Source organism: Alteromonas sp. G5_S2_22_S1 (assembly GCF_054968525.1).
On sequence record NZ_JBQKUJ010000003.1, the window covers coordinates 87,252 to 110,031 of the forward strand.

The window sequence follows — 22,780 nt, forward strand, 5'->3', positions numbered from 1 at the left end:
AAAGCACGTAGCCATTTTCTTTTTTGCGTTTACATCCTTTTATTAGGGAGGCGCAGCTACATGCATGAAAACCTCCCACCCGGGAGGTTTTTTTTTAGCAGAATTTTCTTACAAGATACGCACGGGAATGATATGTCAGACAATGCACTAGATACTGTTAGAGAGCGAATTACCGCACTAGACAGTGAGTTACTTACCTTACTTTCAGAACGCAGAAAGCTAACTAATGAAGTCGCTGAGACAAAAATTAGACATCACATTCCTGTGAGAGATCAAAAGCGCGAAGAGCAGCTCTTAGTACGACTGATAAAAGAAGGTCAAGATATTGGACTAGACCCCCATTACGTGACTCAAATTTTCCATGTCATTATTGAAGACTCGGTGTTAAACCAACAGGCAATGCTTGCTGAACGCGCAAATCCTGGTAGCACGCTTCCGTTAAACCGTGTGGCGTTTTTGGGTGACAAAGGCTCGTACTCTTACCTTGCAACACAGAAGTACTTCTCACGTCGCCCTGGCGAGCTGTTAGAAATTGGCTGTCAGAGTTTCGCCGAAATCATTCATAAAGTGGAAAGCACAGAAGCTGACTATGCGGTACTACCAATTGAAAATACGACTTCTGGCAGTATCAACGAAGTATACGACCAGCTTCAGCACACCCAATTAAGTATTATTGGCGAGCTCACTCACCCCATCCGTCATACTCTTTTAGTGGGAAGTGATACCAGCATAGATAAAATTAAAACGCTGTACGCCCACCCTCAAGTTTTTACTCAGTGCAGCCATTTCCTTGCGGAGCTAGGCAATGTAGAAGTAAAAACTATGGACAGCACGTCATCTGCCATGTTGACCGTGAGCGAGCTCAAACGGGACGATGTGGCAGCAATAGGCAGTGAAGCTGGCGGTAACTTATATGGCTTGATGGCAATTAAGAGTAATTTAGCTAATCAAAAAGAAAACCACAGTCGCTTTATTGTCGTTGCGCGCAACCCTGTTGTGGTGCCACTTCAAGTGCCGGCCAAGACCACCCTTGTGATGTCGACCATTCAAAAACCTGGGGCGCTGGTTGAAGCACTGCTAGTGCTAAGAGAAAACAGTATTAACATGACTAAGCTAGAGTCACGCCCTATTCCGGGTAACCCATGGGAAGAAATGTTTTATATTGATGTTGAGGGCAACGTAGAGGACGGCCCCGTTCAAAATGCGCTAGACTCACTACGTGGCATAACGCGCTACATCAAAGTACTTGGATGCTACCCAAGTGAAGAAATTAGCCCGACTAAAGTAGCTGCGGCAAGTGCATTAGCTGACTAGTACAAAAAGGCGAGCTTTAAGCTCGCCTTTCGTTTTACCTATGTCGCTGATACCGAATACTTATTTATCCCGTAATAGTTGGCCATCATCCGCTTTTAACAACATTTGTTTGCTGTCTACCAGGCATTTTTTCGCGTAGTCACCAAACCATGCCCCCACCTTCATAAACTGCTCTACAAACCCTTTTTTATCTCCGCTTTCAAGCAACGACAACGCAAGGCCAAATCGCTCATAAAAACGTCTAAGAAGGGCAAAGTTGTCGGGATTATTAAAGATAATATCTGCGTAGAGCTGAGGTGATTGAGCAAATAACCGACCCACCATTGCAAGCTCTAGCCGATAGATTGGTGAGCTAAACATGGTCAACGATTCCAAGTTAGGATCTTCACCTTTTAAGTGTTGTCCATACACAAAGGTGTTAAAGTGGCGCATAACCTGTATATAGGCCATGGCCTGGTCGTGCTCTTGCGCAGTAGAGTCATGTATGGTCGCTCCCCAAATGCGCATTTGCTCGATTAACCAAGCATATTTGTCGCGGCTTCGTCCCTCACACACCACAACAACCTGCTTGATCATACCCGGGGCGTCTGGGCCGAACATAGGGTGTAACCCCACCACTGGGCCTTTGTGCACCGTAAGCATTGCCTCTAACGGCTTTGCTTTGATACTGGTAATATCCGCTAGTACGCAATCGTCCGGCAACATGGTGAGCTTTTCGATAACGGCTTCGGTCAAGTTGATGGGTACGGCCACAACAACTAAAGATGCAACGCTTAGCCGCGCTGTCGCTTTTCCGCTCTCCCAGTCCTCTTTTTCAACAATTGAAACCTGGTAATTACTGCGTTCAAACAAACTCACAAATACTCGGCCAAGGGCACCTGCCCCGCCGATCACAACCACGTTATCCACATCAGGTTTAACGCAGCGATAATTGTTATTTTGAGTATGGTAAGACTCTCGCATTACGCGACGTAACAGGTCTTCGGTTAAGTCAGGCGATACACCCAATGCTTCGGCCTGCGCACGGCGTGAGGCGATAAGCGCCTTTTCACGCTCAGGTACGTATACAGGCATACCAGCTTCGGCTTTTATTTGCCCGACTTGAGTGGTTATTTGATTGCGTTTTGCGAGTAACTCGACGAGCTGAGAGTCCAGCTCGTCGATACCTTCACGCAGCGTATCAAGCTTTTTTAACTGCTGCGAAAATTCGGCCATTGTGTCTTGTCCTTGAATCAAACGGCACGTAGGCTAATAGGCTTAAGCCACCGTGCGCTTATTTTGACGTAAGGGTAGCACAGTTATTAATTTATCTCTGGTTTGAGTAATTAAGTTTTCTGTGGTTTGCCAGTCGATACAACCATCTGTAATCGAAACCCCGTATTCTAGTTCTTCAGGCTTTTTGCCTTCTGCTTTTTGATTACCAGGCTTTAAGTGGCTTTCTAGCATAACGCCAATGATAGACTGATTGCCTTCAAGAATTTGGTTCACCACGTTTTGCGCAACTAACGGCTGACGGCGATAATCTTTAGACGAGTTAGCATGGCTGCAATCAACAACCAAGCCCGCGGTTAGGCCCGCATCTTGTAGTTCAATTTCGCACTCAGACACGCACACAGAGTCATAGTTAGGCTGCTTACCACCACGAAGGATAATATGGCCGTCTGGGTTACCGCTGGTCCCAATAATGCTTACCTGACCTTGCTTATTAATACCCATAAAGCGATGGCCAGATGCGGCCGATTTAAGGGCATTAATCGCAATATCTAAACTTCCATCTGTACCATTTTTGAAACCCACTGGCATAGAAAGACCACTTGCCATTTCACGGTGAGTTTGAGATTCAGATGTACGCGCTCCGATAGCCGCCCAGCTAAATAACTCTGCCAGATACTGTGGGCTAATTGGGTCTAGCGCCTCGGTTGCAACAGGCAGCTCTAGCTCTGCTAGCCAAATCAGTAGTTCTCTTGCTTTACGTAAGCCCGTTTCAATATCAAACGTACCGTCGATGTGGGGGTCATTTATTAGGCCTTTCCAACCTGTAGTAGTGCGCGGTTTTTCAAAATAAACGCGCATTACAATAAAGAGTGTATCTTTGCATGACTCGTGAAGTTCTTTCAGCTTAAGCGCGTATTCTTTCGCAGCTTCTACATCGTGAATGGAGCATGGACCACACACAACTAGCATTCTATGGTCGCGGCGATGAATAATATCTGAAACGATTTTTCTAGAATCAGAAATGGCGGCGAGCGCTTTGTCTGAAACAGGCAGTTCAGCGCTTAACGCTTCTGGGGTAATAAGTACATCTTCTGTACTTACGTGAACATTATTTACGGTGTCCTTGATCATGGGAGCTCTCTTACTCTCTTAACTTCAAATAAAAAACGGAAAACTAAAACGCTAAAAGAGTGTGCAATCGGCATGTAAACTTTATTGTACAACCAGCTTTTTCTATATTTCTTTAACGTCATTGACTTTTTAACAACTTAAGCGTAATAGCGCAAGCAATAACGAATAATACTTTATTCTAAGCTAGATTCGTAGCAAAACAGCGTGACTTATTGGCAAGCATCGATAGCATTCGATTAAATAATGACCGGCAGTTAGGATTCGGTCATTTAACCGCTGCTAGAATAATTAACCAACATAAATAAGCTAAATTTCTCATTCCTCTTAAGGATTTTGTATTATTGCAACAACGCAATAATAACGAGAAAACAATGCATAATTTAGTTATCACCTACACAGACCACGTTGCCACGTTAACCATGAAAAATGGTGAAAACCGCCACAACCCGCTTTTTGCCAAAGAGATGCTGTCTGCATTAGATACCATCAAAAGCAATGAAGATTGCAAAGCACTGGTGATCACGTCAAACGACGAAAAATGTTTTAGCTTAGGCATTGATACTGACTGGCTGATGCCGGCGATGAAAGCTGCTCGTACTGAAGAGATCAAGCAGTTCATGTATGACATGGACGACGTGTTTAAAACACTCCTGCTTTACCCACTTCCTGTGATAGCGGCAATTAACGGTCACGCTTTTGGCAATGGTGCTATATTGGCGTGCGCATGTGATTTCCGGTTTATGCGCGCAGATAAAGGTTTCTTCTGTTTTCCAGAAGTTGACCTATCTATTCCTTTTCTTCCGGGAATGATTGAGTTTGTCAAAAAGGCAATGCCTTACTACCGCTTTAACGAAATGAAGTTATCTGGCAGACGTGTTTCTGGTAAAGAGTTAGAAGACGACCATGTTGTAGAAAAAGCATATAACTCACAGGCGTCTTTGATAGAAGGCGCAGTAAACTATGCAAAAACCTTCGACAAAAAGCGTAGTATTTTTGCCGAGCATAAAAAGCGCCTGCATAAGCATATTATCCACACCATTAATATAGAGAATAAACCCATGATTGAAGCGCTTACCCTTATGGTTTAAATAACGTTTTTCTCATGCAAGCTGTGTAACGCGAGCGTTTTACACAGCCTTGTATAGCGCTGACACTAGTGGCTATTCAGTGCTACTCTCTTTTTTCTGTTGTCTAGGCGTTCGCTTTCTGAACAGGTCAACATTGACGCCCCAGTGAAGTGATGCAATCCGCAATAGCACCGTAACGCCAATAGAGCCTAAAATACACCATATGTAAGGTATATCGAGCGCAAATAGCGCAGCATAAGTAAGGCCCCCGGCGAAGCAAGCGCTGGCATAAACATCACCACGCATAACATAGGGAACCTCTCGGCAAACAACGTCCCTCATCAAACCGCCAAAGATGCCTGTCGTCATCCCCATGGTTAATGCGACAATCATTCCTGTTCCGCTAATCAATGCCTTTTCTATGCCTATCACGTTGAATATGGCAAGCCCTACTGTATCAATCAAGATGAAATAAAAATTTGAAGGTGATGGGAAGTAGCGTATGAATAATACGGTAACAAATATTGCGCTGTAGGTTGCTAAAAGGTATTCAGAACTATCTACCCAGAAAATAGGTTTACCTAACAATAGGTCCCTTAAGGTTCCGCCGCCTAATGCCGTCATTACGCCAACAACCACTATACCGAAACCATTAATATTCTTTTCGTGTCCCAACAGTGCGCCTGATATAGCGAAGAAGGCAACACCGATAATGCCTAGCACGATAAAATATTCGGAAGTCATTCTGCTCTCTATTAAAAAACCTTAATGTAGGTAATGGATAAAACAGAAAAAAGATCGGATTTTAAGCACAAAAAAACCCGCTTGAAGCGGGTTTTTTCGAAGTTAACAATAACGCAAGGATTAGTAATCTTAGTTAAGCTTCTCTTTGATACGTGCAGATTTACCTGAACGCTCACGTAGATAGTAAAGCTTAGCACGACGAACCGCACCGCGACGTTTAACTTCAATTGAAGAAACTGCCGGGCTGTGTGTTTGGAACACACGCTCAACGCCTTCGCCGCTAGAAATTTTACGCACGGTAAAAGACGAGTGCAGACCACGGTTACGCTTAGCGATAACAACACCTTCATAAGCCTGAAGACGCTCTTTGTCACCTTCGGTAACGCGAACTTTTACAACTACTGTGTCACCTGGACCAAACGCAGGAACATCAGTTTTTAGCTGTGCTTCTTCGATTTTTTTGATGATATCTTGACTGACTTTGCTCATCATATCCTCTCGTCCTAGTTAACTGTCATCTTGCCGCAACAGTGCTTGATATTGATCAAGCAAACGTTGTTGCTCCTCAGTCAGAGCTAGGTGATTTAACAAATCAGGGCGACGCTGCAAGGTTCTACCTAAAGACTGCATCAATCGCCACTGCCTAATTTTTTCATGATCACCACTTAACAACACCTCAGGCACCTTTTGACCATCAAGTATTTCGGGCCGCGTATAGTGCGGACAATCCAAAAGACCGTCAGTGAAAGAATCTTCAACTGCCGAGGCTTTATGCCCCAACACGCCAGGAACTAACCGTGCAACCGCGTCCATAAGGACCATTGCTGGCAGTTCACCGCCGCTTAGCACGTAATCACCAATAGAGACTTCTTCATCTACATGGCTTTCGATTACTCGCTCGTCGATGCCTTCATATCGGCCGCAAATTAAAATTGTGCGGTCAATGTTAGCAAGGCGCTGTACGCCTGCTTGGTCAAGGGGTTTCCCTTGTGGTGATAAGTAGATCACCTTACTTTTTTCGCCGCCCACTTTCTTGGCGGCTTGTATTGCGTCGGTTAGCGGTTTTACCATCATCAGCATACCGGGTCCGCCTCCGTAGGGGCGATCGTCTACTGTACGATGGCGATCATGTGTAAAGTCACGGGGGTTGAAGGTGTCAACCGATACAGTTCCAGACTTAACAGCTCGTCCTATCACACCCTGTTGGGTAAAAGGGGCAAACATATCTGGAAACAGGCTAACAACGCCAAACCACTTTTCCGGTGTCACTTAAAACCCCGGGTCCCAGTCAACTTTAATGACCTTCGCTTCCTTATCCACCTCTTGTACGACTTCGTCGAACACAAAAGGTAATAGTCTTTCTTTTTGACCAAAAGCATCGCCTACATTCGCTTTAACGTGAATCACGTCGTTAGCACCTGTATTAAACACTTCTTTCACCACACCCAAGTCGTAACCTTGCGTTGTTACTACTTTCATGCCGGTGAGCTCACGCCAATAAACCCCTTCGTCGCCTAAATCAGGCAGCTGTGAAGCATTTATGTTGATATCCAAGTTTTTGATGCGCTCGGCATCGTCTCGACTATCAACGCCCACAATTTTTGCAACGAGGCTTTTACCGTGCGGTCGCCATTGGTCAATTTGGTATTCTTTTTCTTCGCCAAGAAACCATGGCGCGTAATCAAAAATACCTTCTGGCGTTTCTGTATAGCTGTTGATTTTGACCCAACCTTTAACACCGTACGGTGCGCCAATTTTGCCAACAATCACTTTGTCAGACGCTAGACTCATCTATACCACCAGTTAATAACAGCTTACGCTGCAGATTTTTTCGCTTCTTTTACCAAGCTAGATACGCGATCTGATAAGCTCGCGCCTACGCCAACCCAGTAATCAACACGCTCTAGATCTACGCGAAGACGCTCCGCTTGACCTTGTGCAGTTGGGTTGAAGAAACCGATGTTTTCAATGAAACGACCGTTTCTTGCACGGCTGCTATCAGCAACCACTAGTTGATAAAATGGACGCTTTTTCGCGCCACCACGCTGTAAACGAATAGTAACCATAAATGCCTCAAACTCGTTGTAGCGTTACCGTTAACTTAAGCCTTCATTTAACGTCTAAAAATTAGACGCCAATTGGAAGGCCGCCGAATTATACGGATATCACCGTTCAATGCAAGTAAAAACCTGATTTATCCTTTGTTTAGTTCAATATCGCTCCCGTAAGTAGGCGATGGCCTAAGAACGCAAATACACATGCATGATCTTTCGCAAATTTCTTTAAAATATCATCTGGTGGTGTATTGTTAACGTAGCACTAGGATTTAGTGTGGATAAAAAACTTAAGCCATATGCAGTTTAAAGGATGGCAGTTAACTGGGTTTTAGTTTTTCTCTGGCGCATTTGTTAATCAAAGGCTTCAGTAAATGGATCACGAAGAAGGATTATTCGAATGAAATTATCATCACTCATACTCGCTACATCAATTGCTCCACTTTTCGCGTGTTCATCCGCTACAGATATGGTCACACAACAAGCAGAAGTCCAACCCAATGAAGCTCGTATAGACTTTTTCGCTAACCGCGGAGAAGCCTTTGACAATAAGCGAGAGTACGTAAAGTTGATGTGTTTTAACCAACGCCCTAACGGTGCGTTAGTTCTTCGGGATGTTGAGCCGGGAGAGCATGTTCTATTTGTTCAAGCCAGTGTCGTAAACACTGACCTGCCTGATGGTACCACTCGCGAGGCGATAGTTAGGCTAGATGTAAACTTAGAAGGCGGCAAGCGTTACTCGCTCAACCAATCTCGTGACCATCACGATATGAAAGTATGGCTCCAAGAAACGGATTCTGGCGTCCCTGTTTCTGACATCGTTACAACCCGTGTTGAATACCCAAAATCGGTGGGAGATTTACGCCTTGAACAATGCAAGGAAGGCACAGTTTAAAAGTGCGCGCTTTTTTCAATAACGGTTACAGACGACGTAGGGTTACACTTGCGTCATTATAATCGTAAGGTATGTTTTGCCACTGAGCGTTTTTAAGCGCTCGTGATTTTGTCTCTTCTGCCTTGGCAAGTTTGTTTGATTTGAGTATTAAGCTGGGAGAGCCCTGGGCGCCTATACTACGCGCCATATGCATTTCTTCATTTAATTGCTCAATTGTACTTTCACTGTTGAGATCCAATTCGAAACTCTCGACATCAAGCCCTATTTCTTCAGCAAACGCACAGCATCAGCTGCACATGAATAGTCCCCTCTATTTTCATCCCAGCGTATATACTGCCATTGTAATCGCATTGCTGACGTCTAATGTACCTACTTTGCCGTATAATCCAAACATCAATATTAAATGGTGTTGTAAACACACCGCTATCAAGAAGTAATGCGCACAACGAGGTAATTTTGACAACACCGCTAGCTGATGTATCGACAAAACAAGTATTACAGTGGATTGGCTCACATTTACTTCACTACAAGTCACGCGTTGTAGGGGCGGTTATTGCTCTTTTCACCGCGGCTATTGCGTGGCTACTTTTAGGGCAAGGAATAAAGTATGCCATCGACAGTGGCTTTATTGAAAACGCGGCAGATACATTAAATAAAGCAACTGTAATGGTACTTGCTATTACGATTGTTGCCTGCCTGGCGACTTACGCTCGATTTTACCTTATGACCTGGTTAGGCGAGCGAGTAAGCGCTGATATTAGAAATCAAGTTTACTCACATTTATTGTCTCTCCCCCCTTCGTTTTTTGCAGAGCTTAGAACCGGAGAAGTCATTTCTCGATTTACCAGTGACACTACGATTATTCAGACTGTTGTCGGTATGAGTCTATCTATGACTTTACGTTCTGTGGTTACCTTTGTCGGCGCTTTAATACTAATGACCTTTTCAAGTCCATTACTAACGTTTTGCGTGATTGTCGCAGTTCCAGCTGTTTTAGTACCAATAAAGGTATTAGCACCACAGGTACGCCGATACGCGAAAGAAAGCCAAGATAAAGTAGCTGATTTAGGCGCCCGTATCGATGAAAGTCTTCACGAAATAATGACCGTACAGGCCTATACCGCCGAAAATGCAGAACGCTTGCACTTCTCTAAAAAAGTAGAGCTTGCTATGGATGTGGCTAAAAAGCGTATTCACTATCGCTCTTTGCTTATTGGCTGCATTATGTGCATTAGCATGACAGCCATTATCTTTATCGCGTGGGTGGGTGCGCGCCAAGTGCTAGACGGCACAATGACAGTAGGTGAACTTTCCGCTTTTCTTTTCTACGCCGTGATGGCAGGGGGTAGTGTAGCCACCATTAGCGAAGTAATTGGTGAAGTGCAAAGAGGTGTCGGTGCCAGTGAGCGTTTGTACGAATTATTTACCACTGAACCTGCGATTAAAAGTGCTAACACCCATGCCGGAATACCGGTGAAATCTGCCGCCACTAACATCGACATATCAAAAGCGGCCCCTAGAATTCAGCTAGAAAATGTCAGCTTTGCCTACCCCAATAGTAAACCTCTTTTCGATAACCTAAACATTGATATTCGTGAAGGGGAACGACTTGCCCTCGTGGGCGCTAGCGGGGCGGGTAAAACTACCCTGTTTCAATTATTAATGCGTTTTTACGATCCCACCTCCGGGCAAATTTTATTTAATGGCTCGCCCATCGATACAATGCCAGTAGAGCACCTGCGTCACCACATTGCGGTGGTCACGCAAGAACCCGTGGTCTTTGCAGATACCGTGCTAGAAAACATTCGTTACGGCAATCCAGAAGCTAGCGATGAGGCAGTAATTAGCGCAGCCAAAAAAGCCTTTGCCCATGAGTTTATCGATAACTTAGATGAGCGCTATAACACGCAACTAGGTGAGAGAGGCGTTAAACTCTCTGGCGGTCAGAAGCAGAGGATTGCCATCGCCCGTGCCATTCTAGCTGACCGCCCTATTCTACTGCTTGATGAAGCCACCAGCGCTCTAGATGCCATGAGTGAACGTATGGTTCAGCAAGCTATTGACCGTTTGATGGTAGGGAAAACGAGCATTGTGATTGCTCACCGACTATCAACAGTACAGCACGCAGATCGCATTTTAGTGATGGACCAAGGCCAAGTTGTAGGTAGCGGCGATCACGCTTCTCTTATGAAAAGCGATACCTTGTACAGGGAATACGCTGAACTGCAATTGCTTAGCTGAACCGCCTGTGGTGCTATACGGTACAAACAACGAGGTTAACCAATCGCCTAATTAATGGTCGCTTTGGTAAAACAATAAAACGAGGCCGCTGTAAAAATGTACAACAACGTTCGACAGGCCTTAATAACGCTACGGGTTTAAAATGAAAAATTCAGTCTATGATGCGATGAAGACATGGACACGTCTTTGTGCTCTTTTTTTAGTGATGATACCCACTGCCAACGCGCAGTTTATGGGCGACCGACAAGCTAAGCTGGTGGTTACCAAGCCCATTGAGTTTATGAACGAAACGCGCAAAGTTGAAGCGGTGGGCAGTGCAGAAGCGGTACGCTCTATCGTGCTCTACCCTGCCGTTTCTGACGAAGTTACTGAAATCAACTTTGTTCCTGGCCAATCAGTAGAAAAAGGAAAAGTGCTAGTACGTCTTGACGACAGACGCCAGCAAACAGCGCTTAAACGCGCGAAGCTTACCTTAGAAGATGCACAGCGTACGGTAGAACGCTTGGCTTCTAGCTATAAACAAGGCGCAGTGCCCGTTAGCGAACTTGACCTTGCTCGCACGCAACGTGATCTTGCCGAAGTTGCGCTTGAAGAAGCGCAAGCCGATTTAGAAGATAGACACATTATCGCGCCATTCGATGGCGTAGTCGGGCTTACTGAGGTTGAAGTTGGCGACCGAATTAACGAGCAAACCGTTATCACTACGCTAGACAACAGAAGTAAACTTTTCATCAACTTTAAGGCGCCCGAAGCCGCGTTACCCGTGTTACTTAATGCGCCGAATGTTACGCTTGAGCCGTGGAGCGACAAAGAGAAGCGTGTAAAAGCAGAAATTGCACAAGTAGACTCTCGCATCAATGAAGCAGACCGAACCCTTCGCGCCCGAGCACTGCTTGACAACTCATCGGATCAATTTCGTCCGGGCATGAGTTTCCGCGTTAATTTAAGTATTGAAGGCGACCGATTTGCAGCCATTCCAGAAGCAGCATTATTGTGGGGAGCAACCGGAGCCTACATTTGGTTAGCTGAAGATGGCAAAGCGAAAAAAGTCGATGTAAGCGTTCACCAACGCCTAAGAGGAACAATTTTAGTTTCTGGTGATATTGAAGAAGGTGACACGCTAATTTCAGAAGGTGTTCAGCGTTTACGTTCCGGGCAAGAAATTACCACCGAGTTGGCCGGAGGGCCTCAAGGTGAGTGATTCAAACCTATCTTCTTCGGTAAGTGATTTACCCTCTCTGTCGATACGACGTCCGGTTCTTATCGTTGTACTTAACTTGCTTATTGCTATTGCCGGGCTTGCCGCACTTAGTGGCCTAGAAGTTCGTGAACTTCCTGATGTAGACACCCCGCGAGTAACGGTAACTGCGCAATTTCCTGGCGCGTCACCGGAAACCGTCGACGCCGAGGTAACCGGACGCCTTGAAGGTGCCGTTGCGCGAGTAAGCGGTGTTAAGAACATATACGCACAAAGTGAAGAAAACTCTGCCCGAGTAAGGGTTGAATTTCGACCTGGCGTGAATTTAGAAGACGCGGCAAACGAGGTTCGCGAATCGGTTAGCCGTGTTCAACGCCAGCTTCCCGAAGACGTTGAACAAGTAGCGATTATTCGCGCTGACAGTGACGCACAAGCGGTGGTAAGTTTGGCCATATCTAGCGATACGTTAGATATGGAGACCCTAACCGAACGTGTTGATACCGATGTCGCGCCTTTGTTTTTAAGTATTCCAGGTGTTGCCGACGTAACGCTAAATGGTGACCGAGAGCGCGTTTTACGTGTATCTGTTGACCCTCTTCGTTTAACCAGTTTTGGTTTGTCGATGAGTGACATTGGCGATGCTCTCGCCCTTGCGCCATTTGATGTTCCTGCAGGTAGTATTCAATCGGCCGAGCAAGCCTTAATTGTGCGGGCCGATGCCACCTCCGTATCTGCTGAAGATGTAGGTAATATTGTTGTAACCGGTGATATTCGTATTAACGATGTGGCCAGCGTTTACTTTGGCCCAGCGGACACCACCAGCGTGGTCCGTTTGGACGGCACGCCTGTTATTGGTGTAGGCGTAATACGCCAGGCCAGTTCAAATACTATTGAAATATCAGATGAAGTGTTGGCAATGGTCGAAGACCTTGATAAACGCTTTGCTGATATGAATATTGTGGTTACCGCTGACGATGCTGAATTCATTCGAGATTCAGTTAAAGAAGTGGTCGTATCCCTTAGCCTGACCATAGCCCTTGTTGTGGTTACCCTTCTTGTATTTATTGGCTCGTGGCGTGCCACCATTGTTCCAGCGCTTTCTATACCCGTATCGCTTGCCGGTGCACTTGCTATTATTTGGGGAATGGGCTTTTCCATAAATATACTCACTTTGCTCGCTTTGGTGCTTGCCACCGGAATGATAGTTGACGACGCCATTGTCGTTTCTGAAAACATTCAGCGCCGCAGAAGCATGGGACTAGGTGCGCGCGCTGCAGCCGTAGTAGGCACTCGAGAAGTTTTCTTTGCTGTGGTTGCCACCACAGCCGTACTTGCCTCTGTATTTATTCCTATCGCGTTTTTGCCTTCGACCGCAGGGCGTTTGTTTAGAGAATTTGGTGGCGTATTAGCGGGTGCAGTGGTTATCTCCTCTTTTGTAGCGTTGTCTCTTGTACCTGCATTAACGGCCCGTTTGAAGGTAAAACAAACCAGTAAAACCGGCCTATTTAGCAAAACGTTCGGCCGATTTGGCCACGCGTGTTTAAGGGTTTACCAAGCGTCGCTACTCAAAGCGCTTAAATATGGCTGGGTTGTGGGCATATTGAGCTTAGCCGCGGGCGGCGGTGCCTACATTCTGGCGCAAAACATCGATAATGAGCTATTGCCAAGCGAAGACAGGGGCACCATACGCATATTTGCCCGTGGGCCTGACGGCGCAGGACTTAACTTTATGGACAGACAAGCAGAGAAAATGGAAGAGCTGCTGCTGCCTTATGTAGAAAACGGCACCATCGACTCGATTTATACGGTGGTTGGATCATGGGATCCTAATATCGTCTTTATCACGGCACCGCTCAAACATTGGGATGAACGAGACACGTCGCTGCAAGACGTCGTTAACGAGATTCGCCCTAAACTACAGCAAATTCCTGGCGCGCCGGGCAACGCATTTGGCGGTAACAGCCTTAACCTTCGCGGGCAAGGTGGAGGTCTTGAAATCGCCCTTACCGGTGACACGTACGAGAATATATTTAAGGCTGCACAGCGCTTTTCCCGGCAATTAGAAGACACCCTGCCTGAGCTTGGCAGGCCTCGTATTAGTTACGACCCTACCCAGCCTCAAATGCGGGTAAACATCGACAGACGCCGCGCCGAAGAACTCGGCGTCCCGCTTACCGATATTGCCAGCACACTCCGGGCTGCGGTAAACGGCGATGACATTGCCGACTTGAACGTAGGCGATCAAGCCATTCCTATTATGTTGCAGACCAATAATCGCAGCACGCTTGACCCATCAGAACTTACGAGCCTTTATGTGAAAAGTACTGACGGTAATTTGGTACCACTTTCTAGTGTGGCTTATATAACTGAAGAAGGGGTAGCAGCAGAGCTTGAGCGTCAAGCGCAGCGCCGCGCAATAAAAGTAGAAATGGAATTACCAGAGGACGTGGCACTTAGTGAAGTGGTGCAACAAATTCGCACGCTTGCCCTCGATACACTACCTGATGGTATTGGCCTTGTATTTTTAGGCGAAGCGCAAACTTTTGAAGAAACATCCAAACAAGTCGCGCTAACTTACGTCCTGGCTTTTATTATTGTGTTATTAGTACTCGCAGCGCAGTTTGAAAGCGTTAACAGCGCTGTTGTGGTCATGCTCACCGTACCTTTCGGTATTGCTGCCGCGGTCTACGCATTATTTTTAACGGGTACGAGTATTAATATTTATTCTCAGATTGGGTTGGTGATGTTAATTGGTCTTTTGGCCAAAAACGCCATTCTTCTAATAGAATTTGCTGACCAATTGCGCGATAAGGGCTTTGATATTTATGACGCCATTGTTGAAGCGGGTAAAGTGCGACTTCGCCCCATTATGATGACACTTGTTTCGACTATACTCGGTGGCCTGCCGCTTATATTGTCAACGGGAGCAGGCGCTGAAGCCCGTAATGCTATAGGTTGGGTGGTCTTTGGCGGCTTGGGGATTGCCGTTGTGTTTACCCTTTATCTCACGCCGGTACTTTATTTAGCGTTAGCGCGATTCACAAAACCCAGAGCTGATGAAAGCGCTAAGCTAGAAAAAGAAATGGAAGATGCTCAAGCACAGCATTCCTAACTATAGCCAGTAAGGCTAAAAAGCCCTATGCAGAAAAACCTAAATCCATGTTTAACTATTTGCTCGTTATAAATAGATGAAACCAGGGTTTAGGTTTTTTATGGCTTTAATTTGACGTACAAAGCCTGTTTGCTTTTGACTTGCCTGTAAACGCGAGTAGCTGCTCTACCATAGTGTCAAAGTACGGATTATAAGTAAGCCTTGCGTATACATTGCCTACTTCCTCTTCTTCAGCCTCGTATCCCCACGGGCCATACCATACCTCTTCGCCGGCATTGCAACGCGCTTCTTCATCGCTACCCTGCCCGTTGTCACAAATGCGAAAACGGCTTTGCGTGCCATATAAAGAATTTTTATCGGAAAACAGTGTACTCATATGCGAAGCGGCACTGATTCGCTGCTGCGGCAACTTCATAGTTTGTTGAACAATAAGCTTTGAAGGTAGCGCAGGGGAATGCTCTCCTTGCCAAATCAGGCACTTTTTCGCATGAGTAAAATTATCACGGAACTGCTCGGCAATCTTTTGAGTGTCGACCACACTGTCTTTTTCCGCAACGACCATGAAAACCGGTACCTTTAGGGTACGCGCTTCTTCGTTGCTTTGTGAAAACAAATCTTGTAGCACATTTACGCTTTCCTGATAGGCAGCAAAGCCTGGCATGGCCGTAGAATTATAGCGGCTTGGATTGTCTTCTTCTTCCACATTAGGCCAAGGGAATAGCTGGTCAATATAGGGGGCCAATCGAGAAACAAAGAAGCGCGATTTAAACGCGGGGGAAAAGTGAATTAACCCTTTAACATCGTATTTTTCCGCCATTGAGAAACTAGCGATTGTGGTGAGGTTCGCCCCCGTTGAAAATCCACCGATATACATATTCTCTACTTCACGTGAGAAAAGGCGAATATGATGATTCGTCTCATTTTGCCATTGCTCGTAACTTACGCTTAGCATATCGCCGGGTTTTGAACCGTGGCCAGGTAATAAGATAGTTCGTACCCGAATACCTTCATTACAAAGTGCCTGCGCCACGTCGCGAAAGAAATAGGGAGAGTCGCCTAAGCCGTGCACTAAAAGTATACCGGTATCACTTACCTGTGACGCGCACTCAAAGGGCATATTCATTGTTATTTCCTGCGCTTTATTGTTACCAATAAAAACGCGCTGGGCGTACAGGTATGCCTCAACATCCCTTAAATAGTTGCTATATGAATCTACGCTTGTAGGAAAGCGCTGGTTACTGTCAGAGAACTGTGTGCTGTGCGACACGCTACAGCCATTAAGGGAAATTAGGGCAACAGTAGCGGCACACAAACGTGCCGCATAAAAACTAAATATAGACATTTTGACCGCTGAAGTTAAAAGCTAAGAAAGGCCTTACTGCAGCGTATCGTTACTTGAAACCAACGCTTTTGCTAGCAGTTTATGCGTAAGAAGAGACAATAACTCCGTTTCTTCATCACTTCTTTCACCGTCTACTCCGGTAATAGCCATAGCAACTTCCATGGTCTTTTCTGCATCGAAAGCGAGATCGTTTTTTAAACTGCGTAAGAAGGTAATGGCATCACCCGTATCTATGGCCTTTCGCGTTTGGTAAATCGTATCGTTTAAAAACGCTTCTGGACATATTGGGCTTTGCCAGTCTAATGAGTCGACCATCGCATTTAGGTAGTCTTGTTCTGATAAAGTGACCATACCGTCCACCTGATAGAGCAATACTGATAATTTGATTAGGGCTTGATTGAAACTTTGTTGTTCTGATAATTGCATAACACTCTTCCTCTTCGTACTGTACGCGGCAGTACCACAACCTATTCTGCATCCTGCAGAAACTTACAGTAAGACCGACTTTCGTGGGCCAGACCTAGTGTTCACCGCACGTTTGTAAGCATAGTCCGTGCAATTGACAGACATATTACGCTGCCATGAATCTTTAAGTTCACTATGTTAAATAAGTGTAAACACCTATTGTATTATAGGTACTTTTCGGCGTGTTCCAAGTATCTAAATTGGTTTTTATGGTAGAGAAAACAAAATAGTTTCGCCCAGTGTCATTACATATAAAACCGCTGGGCGTGATAAACATTTGATAAGTTGAAGATCTTCTTCGTTATCGCAGACCTAGAGTAATATCACTTATGTAGAAGTTGCCGGTATAGACTTTATCGTTCTTACCGTGGGGTTCTAATGCAAAAAACTGCTTATCCTGCTCATCTAAGGCTTGATAGCCGCCAATCACTTGGTAAATCCATACTTCCGGGTCAAACTCCAACGCATGCTGCTCAAAATAATCGAGTGCGGTTTTCGGTTGGCCCGAATCGATGACATCGCAGAAGTAGTCTTCTACCGCTTTTTGTAGCGGGTCTTTTTCCAGCGATACGGTGGATTGTGCAGTAACGTCTATATCAGCGGGTTTAGTGTCTTCGTGTTTCGACTGACGCTTATGGATGTGAGACAACGCCGCGACAATATGTTGGTAATCCGCTTCATGCTCTACATTGTTAACATCAGGCGCTGCCGTTGCGATAATAGATGCTGACTGATTAAACAATACAGGTACATTGGTTAGGTTAGCATAGTTGCCCGGTGCGAAATCTGGCTGCTGCTCCATATGCAGCAAAAAGCCTTTAAGCAAACGTGTACGCCCTTGAAACTCTCTGAAACGACCAAGCAAGTCTAGTAAGCGCGCTTGAACTACCGACAATTCCTGCGCCGCTTTTGCAAAGCGCTGTTGTAGTGATACCACCAGCAGATGACGTAATTCACGGTTAGATCCCGCCAGTTCGCTTAACTCATCAAAGCGGAAACACTCAAGCTGCGCCAGTAAATCCGTTACCTGCCCTTGAGCTAGCTCGTTTTCACGAATTTTTGCTTCAACCGACGACACGTAACCAAACTCATTATTTATGCGGCCAAACATCACGCGAACACTATTGCTTAGCGATTCAGAGAGCTGATAAACATGTTCCGTCAAATCACTCATGTGGGCAGCCGCTTCATTATATTTGTTGTAATGAAGCGCTTCTTTATAATGTTCAGTAAGGGTTTTAAGGCTAGCTAATGACGCGCCAATATTCGCATTAATAGTGCGGTTACGATCGTCTTGCAAGCTCCCTTCTAAAAGCGTACGCACTGCGCTTTTAAGGCGCAGTTCACTTTGCGCTTCGGGACGCCACAGTACACCTAGCTGCACAAGTTGCTCTAGTACCTTAGGGCTGTAATCCCGCTCTTTTACCGATCCGTTAACATACGCCTGCATTATCAGGTCGCTGTGCCGCCCTAATGCATTTAATAGCTTAGTACCGGCCTGAATTAATACCTGACTCATATCAAGCTACCTTGCGAAATAGCGGCCTCCGCCTGCTCAGATAAACTCAACGCTTCGGTTTCATCGATAAAACGCAGCATTTCATAAAGGTGCTCAACCTTTCCCGTTCCCAAGTAAATCTGCTTATCTGGGTTTGGTTTTATTAAATAGCCCATGTCGGTTAAGCGTTTAAATACCTGCTTTAGCTGTCCGTCTAGGTTGACACTGGTTGAGCCAAACATGCGGTAGCGCGAAATTTTTTCTAGTTGCTCAGCATAAGCCGGTGTGTCTTCAATGGTCGTTTGCAATTCGTTTAAACGGATAGCGCTGCCCATAGTAATAGGCATATCAGACTCATTCGCCTGTTGCACCAATAGCAGCCACTCAACGAGCGGCACTAAGTTAGATGCCGTATCTTGAAACTGCTGCGTTAACACCTTGCGTTCGCTCTCACCTATGGTGAGGTAGCTTGCAAAAAACACATCCCCTTCAGCGGTAGTTGAAAGCGTGCGGTTCAGCAAAGCTAGGTGAGGCTCTAGTTGCGCGGCATTATCCCTACTTTTCAGAAAGCGCCACGCTTCCTCATCGGTGATCTGACAAATAAACGCGCCTTGTAAAAGTGCACTTAGTACACGGCCTTGTTCTGTCATCATGCTGATGTCTCCTCACCTGCTGCTTCACTGTCTTTTCTTGCCTTAATGCGTGCTGCTATCGAACTCGCTTTGGGCTGAACCACCTGTAGTTGACGCGTCACCTTATCGATAAGATAACGGTTTTCAAATAGCGTAAGTACTTCCGATTCAGGGTTAGGGAAAGCGCCGACTACGCTAATGTTATTATTTTGACAGGCATCAAAAATCTTCTTCACGTTACTTTGGTGAAGCGTGCCGAGCTCATCAATAGGCCAATGCACAGTCGCATCGGCATCGCCGCGCAACAGGCGAGTGAACGCGAGTAAGAACTTACATAAAATGAGGTAAGCCATGCCGTGGCTTGATGACTCGTTTAGCTGGCGGTCGGTACGGATAACAAGGTCGCTATTACCTTCACGCAGATGCAACTCGATATCAAGAAGCTTGCTAATACCGCCGGTAAGCGCAGCGCGACCTAGGATATCAAGAACACGGCGCATGCTTAAACCGTACTCTTCTTCCGGTAATTCGTTAGCCCCCTCTTCCATCCAGTGCTCATAAAGTTTTCTGAACTGCTCTAACTCAGGCCAAAACTCAAGTTCACTAATGCGTGAGCGAATTTTAACTGCAGAGTCAGACACGCCATCTAGGAATAGCTCACCATCAACTTCTTGGGTGATACGACGGCTTTGTGACACGATACGCTTGTCGATGTCGGCTAATACAAAATAGTATTGTGAAAGATCGGCACCGAAAATACGCCCTTGCTCACGAAGCCCCTGAAGTTTTTGAGGCACAATAACGTTCAGAAGCTGAGCGAGGTGCGACACCATACGGCGGTGGTCAAAGCTTTTCACGCCATGTGCATTAAGCGTGGCACACTCCTCACGAGCCCGCTCCCAAGTATCAGACAGGCCTGTACCAGCTTGCGCGGCAATTAACTGATCGAACCTTTCTACGTAGGCGCGAATATCGCTTAGCAAGTTTTCTCGCTCTTGAAGCTGACTTTGCACTTCTGAGATACGCTGGCTGATACTCACGTCATCGTGTTTAATCTCGGCAGTTTCATCCCCTGCATGCAGCGTTAGCTTAACTAACGATTTACTTAAGGTTTTCACCTGCTCTAAATGGTCGCTAGCAGTTTTAAGGGTTGCTTCTAACTGAGCGTGTTGCTCTTGAAGCTGTTCACGAGTAGCTTTATACGTGGCCTGCTTGCTCGCTAAATTACGCTCTGACTCACCCAACAGCTTACGCGACTTAGATAAGCCCTCTTGCCATACCACTTTTTGCTTATTAAACACATTGGTGTACCAACGTTCGTAGTCGGCCACTTTATGACGGTGGGTTTCGGTGCGCGTAATGTCTTCTTTAAGCTTATTAATTTGCTTTTTAAGCTGGCCGATTTCATCAACGTCGACACCGCGGTTATTTAACTCGCTTTCCAGCCAGTCTTGCATGTCTTTTCTATCTTGAGCCGCGTTATCTTTTGCCTTACGCATATCGCTATCGGCTTTTGAAATACGCGCTTCGCTATCGGAAATAAGCTGCTGCCAGTGGAACTTGTGTTCGGTTTCGGCTTCGCGCTGCTGATCCTTTATTTCGTCTCGGCTAAGCTCAAATTGTGCTTTTGCTTGTTTTTGTGACTGTTGGTTAGCCTCAAGTTTCGTTTTGGCTTTTTGTTTTCGTGCAGAGAGTGCCTGCTGATATTCACTTAGTACGGTATCGCGGTCTTGTTGCGCACGCTTGCGCGTCGCCTCTGCACTTTTAACGGCGTTGTCTTTTTGTGTTACCACCAATTCTGCGTTACGCACTTCTTCATTAGCTTTTGCTAATCGCTGCTCACATTCGTTTTGGGCGGCATGCGCTGCCGCCTGACGCAACTCTGCTTCTTGCAGTTTCTGCTTGAGCGTTTGCTCAGTAAAGGCGTAATCTGGGGTATCGAGTTCAGTAAGCGCTAACTTAACGCCCATAAAGCTGCTGCTGTCGCTCGGCGCATCGGTAGTCATTTCTGGTGCTAAATCTGAGCGTTCAAGCAACTCTGGACGAATCACTTTACCTAATGACAGCTCCCAATCATCAACATTAGCGCGCAAGAACTCAAGCAGCGAACCTTCACCGGGGTAAAGTAGCCCGTTAATTTTATTAACGGCCTTCTCTTCTTGTTGGAAAGCAGCGCGCGCTTTATCGAGCGCATTTGAACACTCTTTTCGGAACTCTACCGACTTACTATGCGCTTGCTGCGCTTGTCTTAATTCACCTCGCGCTGCATCTTCATTAATTGACGCCTCTTTAATGGCCGCATCTAAGATATCAAGTTGAGACTGCTCGAATTCATTGTAACCTGCATTGGTAAGCGAAGACTTCAGCTCAGCTTCTGCTACTTTCAGCTCATTTAAACTATTTTGGTAGTCGTTCTGCAAAGCCATTAACTGACCGTTATAGTCATCGCGAATTCGACTTAGTGCTTCTCGTTCGCTCTGCTGCTGCTCGGCTTTATTTTCTGCTGCTTCTTGGCGAGCAGCAGACATTTCTTCCAGCGTAATAGACAGCTTTTCGCCTAGCTCGGCTAAACGTTTATTGTAAGCAGACTCAATATCTTGGTGTTTTTCGGTTAGCAAAACATAGCGACTGTCGGCCATGGCTTTTTCATTTTGCCATTGGGCTAGATTTGCTACGTCTTCTTTAAGCTGTTCAATGTTCTCGTCTTGCCATTTGTCGAACTCACGCTCTACCGTATCAAGCTCGCTAGTGAACTTCTCGACATCAGCACGGGCGGAGGAAATAACCTGGTTTAAGTGATCCCTTGTATCACCCCATTCACTATCAGTTTGCTTGCGCTGAAAGCTGTTTTCATCAAGCTCATTTTTTGTGGTTTCAACACGTGCAGCCAAATAAGTTTTATCAAGTTCAAAGCTATGTTTCAGGTTAGCAAGCACTTGCTCTGTGCTCGTTAAAGCCATGTCAGCCTGTTCGAGCTTTGAAAACTCTGGGCGAATTTTATCGAACTGCTTAATTAAGTGACACTCTTTGATCCAGTCATCTACGCGGTGGCGACTTAAGCCCGAAGTCGGTGGTGTAACGCCATCCTCTTCCAAGATAGCCGCTATCATGGCTTTGATAGTTTCCATCTTGCCTTCTTTGGAGTGAACCGCCTTTGCCAACTTCTCGATGTGGCGCATGTGCTTTGACGGCTCGCACAGACTAAAAATTTTGGCGTAACCTAATAGTTCCCGAGCGTTGTTGCTTTGGTTTAGCACGCCATGATCGTTTTGAATAATTGCGCGAAAGTCTTTGGTATTAAGCAAGCTGGTGACCATGACGTTATTGCGCTTCATTGCACGAGCAAGCTCGGCGCTGCTAACGCTTGCGTGTTTACCGCTCTTTTGCTCTATCAGATAGTCGTTAATATCAAACGGCTTTCCAATTAAGCGGTAGTTTACGCCAGTACCGTTAGAACTTAATACAGCTTGACACAGATCACCTTCGGCGCGGGTGTATTCGTAAATAATAAAGCTAGACAGGCGAGGTAGATACCAACGTTCAAAACTGTCTCTGGTGGCGGGTACAACGCGACTAGGATATTCACCATAAAAAACGGGGATCAGTCGCTGTAGCGTAGTTTTACCCGACGCATTGGTACCACAAATATTGGTGTGTCCATCAAGCTTTAGTTCGACCACGCCTGGTAAATGCGTGTCGATAAGAATAATACGTTTTAAGCCTGCCATAGTGTTCCTGTATCAATAACTCTGCCGCGCGAAACGCCACGCTGCACTAAACGGTACTCGCTTGCGTATGCCAATAAGGGCTCAAACTACGTGTTTTTATTTAAGCAAGTACACGCGCACGATGTAGCCCGTCAGTGTATTATG

The 22,780-nt window shown here is 45.9% G+C and carries 19 protein-coding genes; 6 read left to right on the top strand and 13 right to left on the bottom strand.

The features are described 5' to 3' along the window. The first annotated feature begins 60 nt into the window (after positions 1-60). A complete protein-coding gene (pheA, locus tag ACTRWF_RS04750; RefSeq protein WP_015066670.1) occupies positions 61-1,314 on the top strand; it encodes a prephenate dehydratase in 1,254 nt (417 codons plus the stop codon). A 60-nt stretch (positions 1,315-1,374) separates the two neighbouring features. Here pheA and tyrA read toward each other — a convergent pair whose 3' ends face one another. Further along, a complete protein-coding gene (tyrA, locus tag ACTRWF_RS04755; protein WP_015066669.1) occupies positions 1,375-2,529 on the bottom strand; it encodes a bifunctional chorismate mutase/prephenate dehydrogenase in 1,155 nt (384 codons plus the stop codon). Positions 2,530-2,571: 42 nt separating this feature from the next. Then, on the bottom strand, positions 2,572-3,660 hold the full coding sequence (locus ACTRWF_RS04760) for a 3-deoxy-7-phosphoheptulonate synthase (RefSeq protein ID WP_020745623.1): 1,089 nt from the start codon (positions 3,658-3,660) through the stop codon (positions 2,572-2,574). 371 nt (positions 3,661-4,031) lie between these two features. Here ACTRWF_RS04760 and ACTRWF_RS04765 point away from each other — a divergent pair, with 371 nt between their 5' ends. Then, positions 4,032-4,748: an enoyl-CoA hydratase/isomerase family protein gene (locus tag ACTRWF_RS04765; RefSeq protein ID WP_151281271.1), complete on the top strand. Its 717-nt coding sequence runs from the start codon at positions 4,032-4,034 to the stop codon at positions 4,746-4,748. A gap of 72 nt (positions 4,749-4,820) precedes the next feature. Here ACTRWF_RS04765 and ACTRWF_RS04770 read toward each other — a convergent pair whose 3' ends face one another. The 5 genes from ACTRWF_RS04770 to rpsP all read right to left on the bottom strand — a co-directional run bounded on the left by ACTRWF_RS04770 (position 4,821) and on the right by rpsP (position 7,537). Beyond that, positions 4,821-5,471 carry a trimeric intracellular cation channel family protein gene (locus ACTRWF_RS04770; RefSeq protein WP_015066666.1) on the bottom strand — a complete coding sequence of 217 codons (651 nt, stop codon included), beginning with the start codon at positions 5,469-5,471 and terminating at the stop codon, positions 4,821-4,823. Positions 5,472-5,600: 129 nt separating this feature from the next. Next, positions 5,601-5,960 (bottom strand): 50S ribosomal protein L19, encoded by a 360-nt coding sequence (gene rplS / locus ACTRWF_RS04775; protein WP_024015986.1) that lies wholly within the window; start codon positions 5,958-5,960, stop codon positions 5,601-5,603. Positions 5,961-5,978: 18 nt separating this feature from the next. Further along, a complete protein-coding gene (gene trmD, locus ACTRWF_RS04780; RefSeq protein ID WP_020745621.1) occupies positions 5,979-6,740 on the bottom strand; it encodes a tRNA (guanosine(37)-N1)-methyltransferase TrmD in 762 nt (253 codons plus the stop codon). Beyond that, positions 6,741-7,262, bottom strand: coding sequence for a ribosome maturation factor RimM (rimM, locus tag ACTRWF_RS04785; RefSeq protein WP_020745620.1), 522 nt, complete (start codon positions 7,260-7,262; stop codon positions 6,741-6,743). Positions 7,263-7,285: 23 nt separating this feature from the next. Beyond that, a complete protein-coding gene (rpsP, locus tag ACTRWF_RS04790) occupies positions 7,286-7,537 on the bottom strand; it encodes a 30S ribosomal protein S16 (RefSeq protein ID WP_015066663.1) in 252 nt (83 codons plus the stop codon). A 388-nt stretch (positions 7,538-7,925) separates the two neighbouring features. On the opposite strand from rpsP, the gene ACTRWF_RS04795 reads away from it, so the two are divergent. Beyond that, positions 7,926-8,420 (top strand): hypothetical protein, encoded by a 495-nt coding sequence (locus ACTRWF_RS04795; protein WP_014948831.1) that lies wholly within the window; start codon positions 7,926-7,928, stop codon positions 8,418-8,420. Positions 8,421-8,445: 25 nt separating this feature from the next. Here the strand turns inward: ACTRWF_RS04795 and ACTRWF_RS04800 are convergent, their stop codons facing one another. After that, positions 8,446-8,685, bottom strand: a complete 240-nt coding sequence (locus tag ACTRWF_RS04800) for a hypothetical protein (RefSeq protein ID WP_462835238.1) — start codon at positions 8,683-8,685, stop codon at positions 8,446-8,448. Positions 8,686-8,876: 191 nt separating this feature from the next. Between ACTRWF_RS04800 and ACTRWF_RS04805 the strand changes: the two genes are divergently transcribed. From ACTRWF_RS04805 to ACTRWF_RS04815, 3 genes are all read left to right on the top strand, one after another. Then, positions 8,877-10,661: an ABC transporter transmembrane domain-containing protein gene (locus ACTRWF_RS04805; protein WP_020745004.1), complete on the top strand. Its 1,785-nt coding sequence runs from the start codon at positions 8,877-8,879 to the stop codon at positions 10,659-10,661. A gap of 142 nt (positions 10,662-10,803) precedes the next feature. After that, positions 10,804-11,862 (top strand): efflux RND transporter periplasmic adaptor subunit, encoded by a 1,059-nt coding sequence (locus ACTRWF_RS04810; protein WP_041702655.1) that lies wholly within the window; start codon positions 10,804-10,806, stop codon positions 11,860-11,862. After that, positions 11,855-14,971 (top strand): efflux RND transporter permease subunit, encoded by a 3,117-nt coding sequence (locus tag ACTRWF_RS04815; protein WP_020743174.1) that lies wholly within the window; start codon positions 11,855-11,857, stop codon positions 14,969-14,971. The genes ACTRWF_RS04810 and ACTRWF_RS04815 overlap by 8 nt, the downstream gene beginning before the upstream one ends. 106 nt (positions 14,972-15,077) lie before the next feature. Here ACTRWF_RS04815 and ACTRWF_RS04820 read toward each other — a convergent pair whose 3' ends face one another. The 5 genes from ACTRWF_RS04820 to ACTRWF_RS04840 form a co-directional block, all read right to left on the bottom strand. Next, a complete protein-coding gene (locus ACTRWF_RS04820) occupies positions 15,078-16,313 on the bottom strand; it encodes an alpha/beta fold hydrolase (protein ID WP_462835181.1) in 1,236 nt (411 codons plus the stop codon). Between the two features lie 33 nt (positions 16,314-16,346). Continuing rightward, entirely contained in the window at positions 16,347-16,739 is a 393-nt protein-coding gene (locus tag ACTRWF_RS04825; RefSeq protein ID WP_015066656.1) for a TerB family tellurite resistance protein, read from the bottom strand. A 340-nt stretch (positions 16,740-17,079) separates the two neighbouring features. Then, a complete protein-coding gene (locus tag ACTRWF_RS04830) occupies positions 17,080-18,297 on the bottom strand; it encodes a hypothetical protein (protein WP_015066655.1) in 1,218 nt (405 codons plus the stop codon). Continuing rightward, positions 18,294-18,929, bottom strand: a complete 636-nt coding sequence (locus tag ACTRWF_RS04835; RefSeq protein WP_015066654.1) for a condensin complex protein MksE — start codon at positions 18,927-18,929, stop codon at positions 18,294-18,296. The genes ACTRWF_RS04830 and ACTRWF_RS04835 overlap by 4 nt, the downstream gene beginning before the upstream one ends. After that, on the bottom strand, positions 18,926-22,636 hold the full coding sequence (locus tag ACTRWF_RS04840) for an ATP-binding protein (protein WP_462835182.1): 3,711 nt from the start codon (positions 22,634-22,636) through the stop codon (positions 18,926-18,928). Before ACTRWF_RS04840 ends, ACTRWF_RS04835 begins: the two co-directional genes overlap by 4 nt. Positions 22,637-22,780: the final 144 nt, after the last annotated feature.

Coding starts and splice junctions, on each gene's coding strand:
- ACTRWF_RS04840 (WP_462835182.1), bottom strand. CDS start 22,636: ATGGCAGGCTTAAAACGTATTATTCTTATCGACACGCATTTACCAGGC.
- rpsP (WP_015066663.1), bottom strand. CDS start 7,537: ATGGTTACTATTCGTTTACAGCGTGGTGGCGCGAAAAAGCGTCCATTT.
- ACTRWF_RS04770 (WP_015066666.1), bottom strand. CDS start 5,471: ATGACTTCCGAATATTTTATCGTGCTAGGCATTATCGGTGTTGCCTTC.
- ACTRWF_RS04765 (WP_151281271.1), top strand. CDS start 4,032: ATGCATAATTTAGTTATCACCTACACAGACCACGTTGCCACGTTAACC.
- tyrA (WP_015066669.1), bottom strand. CDS start 2,529: ATGGCCGAATTTTCGCAGCAGTTAAAAAAGCTTGATACGCTGCGTGAA.
- ACTRWF_RS04825 (WP_015066656.1), bottom strand. CDS start 16,739: ATGCAATTATCAGAACAACAAAGTTTCAATCAAGCCCTAATCAAATTA.
- ACTRWF_RS04830 (WP_015066655.1), bottom strand. CDS start 18,297: ATGAGTCAGGTATTAATTCAGGCCGGTACTAAGCTATTAAATGCATTA.
- ACTRWF_RS04835 (WP_015066654.1), bottom strand. CDS start 18,929: ATGATGACAGAACAAGGCCGTGTACTAAGTGCACTTTTACAAGGCGCG.
- rimM (WP_020745620.1), bottom strand. CDS start 7,262: ATGAGTCTAGCGTCTGACAAAGTGATTGTTGGCAAAATTGGCGCACCG.
- ACTRWF_RS04760 (WP_020745623.1), bottom strand. CDS start 3,660: ATGATCAAGGACACCGTAAATAATGTTCACGTAAGTACAGAAGATGTA.
- ACTRWF_RS04820 (WP_462835181.1), bottom strand. CDS start 16,313: ATGTCTATATTTAGTTTTTATGCGGCACGTTTGTGTGCCGCTACTGTT.
- rplS (WP_024015986.1), bottom strand. CDS start 5,960: ATGAGCAAAGTCAGTCAAGATATCATCAAAAAAATCGAAGAAGCACAG.
- ACTRWF_RS04810 (WP_041702655.1), top strand. CDS start 10,804: ATGAAAAATTCAGTCTATGATGCGATGAAGACATGGACACGTCTTTGT.
- ACTRWF_RS04795 (WP_014948831.1), top strand. CDS start 7,926: ATGAAATTATCATCACTCATACTCGCTACATCAATTGCTCCACTTTTC.
- pheA (WP_015066670.1), top strand. CDS start 61: ATGCATGAAAACCTCCCACCCGGGAGGTTTTTTTTTAGCAGAATTTTC.